Source organism: Streptomyces sp. NPDC054840 (genome assembly GCF_053611065.1).
Window position 1 is genome coordinate 1 of sequence record NZ_JBSGZP010000855.1, and the last position, 2,620, is coordinate 2,620.

Genomic DNA, 2,620 nt, shown 5'->3' on the forward strand with positions numbered 1-2,620 from the left:
GGTCCACGGACCTGGCCCGCCTTCGCCGTTCGTCAGCGCCACGCCCGGACGTTCGTCCGTCCCGGGTCACGCTTGTGTCACAGAATATCAACAGCCGTACATTGTTTACCGGTCCGCGACACGCCCGGGGTTCGGACCGTTTGGAATTCGCGCCGAACCCTGCTGAATTCCTGTCGGGGATTGCCGTGATCCCCTTGGCCCAGACCAGTTGAATCCCCCGCAGCTCCCCTACATTTCCTTCACTTCTCCGGCCCCCACGGCCCTCCCCAGAAGATCCCGCGCGGCCCTGATCCGATCCGTCAGCTCAGGCGGCTCGACCACTTCGAACTCACAACCGAGCAGCATGACGTGAATCACCAGAACGTCCAGGTTCACCGCCCCGGTGCGCAGCGGACAGCTCTGCTCGTCGACCGGTTGCAGGGCCCCGTCGCTCGGCCCGATGATCCGTGCCGCGTCCTGCGCCGAAACCTCCAGCCGCACCACCGCGCGGGCCGCGTACGCCCGCTGCGACACGCCCTCGGAGACGTACGCGGCGAGGTCCTCGGAAGGCGCCGGGCGCGGGATGAACCGCGGTCCGTGCGGAGGCCGGGGCCAGATCCGGTCCGCGCGGAAGGCTCGGCCCCGTTCCCGGCGGCGGTGCGCGTCCTACGGCGACGGCAACGGCCTCGTCGTCGTCCAGCAGCAGCGGCGGCAGCTCGGCCCCCGCGCCCAAGTGGACGGTGACGACGGAGCGACCGGCCCCGCGGCCGGAGTGGTGACCGGCACGGGTACCGGCACCGTCACGGGCGCCGGCCCGGCCGGGGCCGGCGGCGGGGCGGCGGGCTCCACGGCGGGGACGACCAGCAGCGTGCCCACCACGAGGGCCTCCGGCTTCAGGCCGATCCGCTCCCGGTTCGCCTCGTACAGCCCCCGCCACCCGCCCCGGACCCGGTGCTTGCGGGCGATCGACACCAGCGTGTCGCCGTCCCGCACCGCGTGCATCCGCCCGGCCAGCCCGTACCGCTTGGAGCACACCGGCCACGCGTTCCAGCCCTGCGAGCCGAGGACGTCCTCCGCGACCCGGATCTGCTGCTCGCGGCTGGCCAGGTCGGCCCGCTTCGCGAACGCCGTCCCGCCGTACTCCTCCCACGTCGGCTGCCGGAACTGCAGCCCGCCGTAGAAGCCGTTGCCGGTGTTCACCGACCACCGCCCGCCGCTCTCGCAGTCGGCCACGCAGTCCCAGGGCCACTCCCCGCCCGGTCCGCAGTCCCCCGGCCCGTCGCCGATCACCCCGGGCGAGCCCGGGTGCGCCGCCCCGGCCGGCCCAGGCGCCGGGGGCGGCGGAGCCGCGGCCGCGGAGCCGTGGGGCAGTGCGAGCGCCAGCACGGCGGCGAGCACGACGGCGCCGCCGCAAGTGGCCTGCCAGGTCCGATGGTTGGGCATCGGGTCACGCTACGCATCCACCCGCGGCCCTCTTCGGCCCGCCACGCGGCAGGTTGCCGCAGCCCACCCGGGCGGCCGACCGTCGGCACCGGCCCAAACGGCCACACCTGGGCATCAACTGAGCCCAATCAAAAAACAGTTGCCCCGAAAGCAAAGCCCCGGTCGGACGGTTCACCCTTCCGGGGGCCAGGTTCGAATCCGTTCCCTCAAATGGCGTGACCCCTGCCGCCGCTCCGCCGTTGAGCCCGGCGAGCCGGGAGCCTCCCGGACCCGCACCTATGCCGAGGAGCACCCCGTGCCGCGCATGCTCGACGTCAGTGATGAGGTACGTGCCGAGATCGGTGACGAAGAAGCCGACAGGCTGCTGGTCGGCGAAGACGCGCCGCGCAGTTACGACTGCACCTCCTGCCGCACCCCGGGCGACCCCGAGAACGACCGCACCAGCACGGTGCTGTTCGTCGGCGAGGAGACCGCCGTCCTCGCCTTCGCCCACGCCACCTGCATCCCCTCGCAGGTGGTCTCCGTCTCCGAGGAGCAGCTCCAGGGCGCCGTCCGCAGCATCACCGGCGACAGCCCGGCCGCCGCCGGTGGCCCCGGCGCCGCCCCGCAGAACGTATCCGGCGGCCAAGCCGTCCTCGGCATCACCAGCGGCCTGATCCTGATCGCCGGGGAGCTGCACCCCGCCCTGGTCGTCGAGCCGACCGCGCCCATCGCCCGCCCCGGCAGCGACGGCCCCGGCGACGACTTCCTGCCGCTCCTCATCGAGCAGGGCTTCATCCCCGTCACCGACACCTCCGAGGTCCCCACCGTCCTCGGCGGCTGGTCGGTCCTGCTCGCCGCGGGCCAGCTGCACGCCGTGCTGCAGCCGGGTAACGACGGCGGCGGCCAGGTCGCCTGGTGGCAGGCGCACCAGGCGCTGTCGGTCACCGACGGCTGGCGGGCCGCCGTCAACAAGACCCAGCGCGTACTCATCTACGCCGCCCCGGTCGGCTCGATCGGCCAGCAGCCCCGTGAGGACCTGCTGCGCGACGCGCTGGACAAGGCCGCCGCCGCGGGCAAGCTCGTGGCCGCCGCGATGCCGCTGGCGGGTACGCCCGGCGCCTGATCCAGCCGGTACGGAAAACGGCCGCCAGTCCCCTGCCGAGGGGGCCGGGTGGCCATGCGCCGGGGGTGTGCGGTCCGTCCCCCCCCCCCCCGG

At 73.7% G+C, this 2,620-nt stretch carries 2 protein-coding genes and 1 pseudogene; 1 reads left to right on the forward strand and 2 read right to left on the reverse strand.

Going from position 1 to position 2,620, the window contains the following annotated elements:
• Positions 1-228: 228 nt before the first annotated feature.
• Positions 229-618, reverse strand: a pseudogene (locus ACWGIU_RS35070) (WYL domain-containing protein); the annotation flags it as partial.
• A gap of 27 nt (positions 619-645) precedes the next feature.
• On the reverse strand, positions 646-1,422 hold the full coding sequence (locus ACWGIU_RS35075) for a transglycosylase family protein (RefSeq protein WP_453712141.1): 777 nt from the start codon (positions 1,420-1,422) through the stop codon (positions 646-648).
• A gap of 295 nt (positions 1,423-1,717) precedes the next feature.
• Between ACWGIU_RS35075 and ACWGIU_RS35080 the strand changes: the two genes are divergently transcribed.
• A complete protein-coding gene (locus ACWGIU_RS35080; RefSeq protein ID WP_033224977.1) occupies positions 1,718-2,527 on the forward strand; it encodes a hypothetical protein in 810 nt (269 codons plus the stop codon).
• The last annotated feature ends 93 nt before the right edge of the window (positions 2,528-2,620 follow it).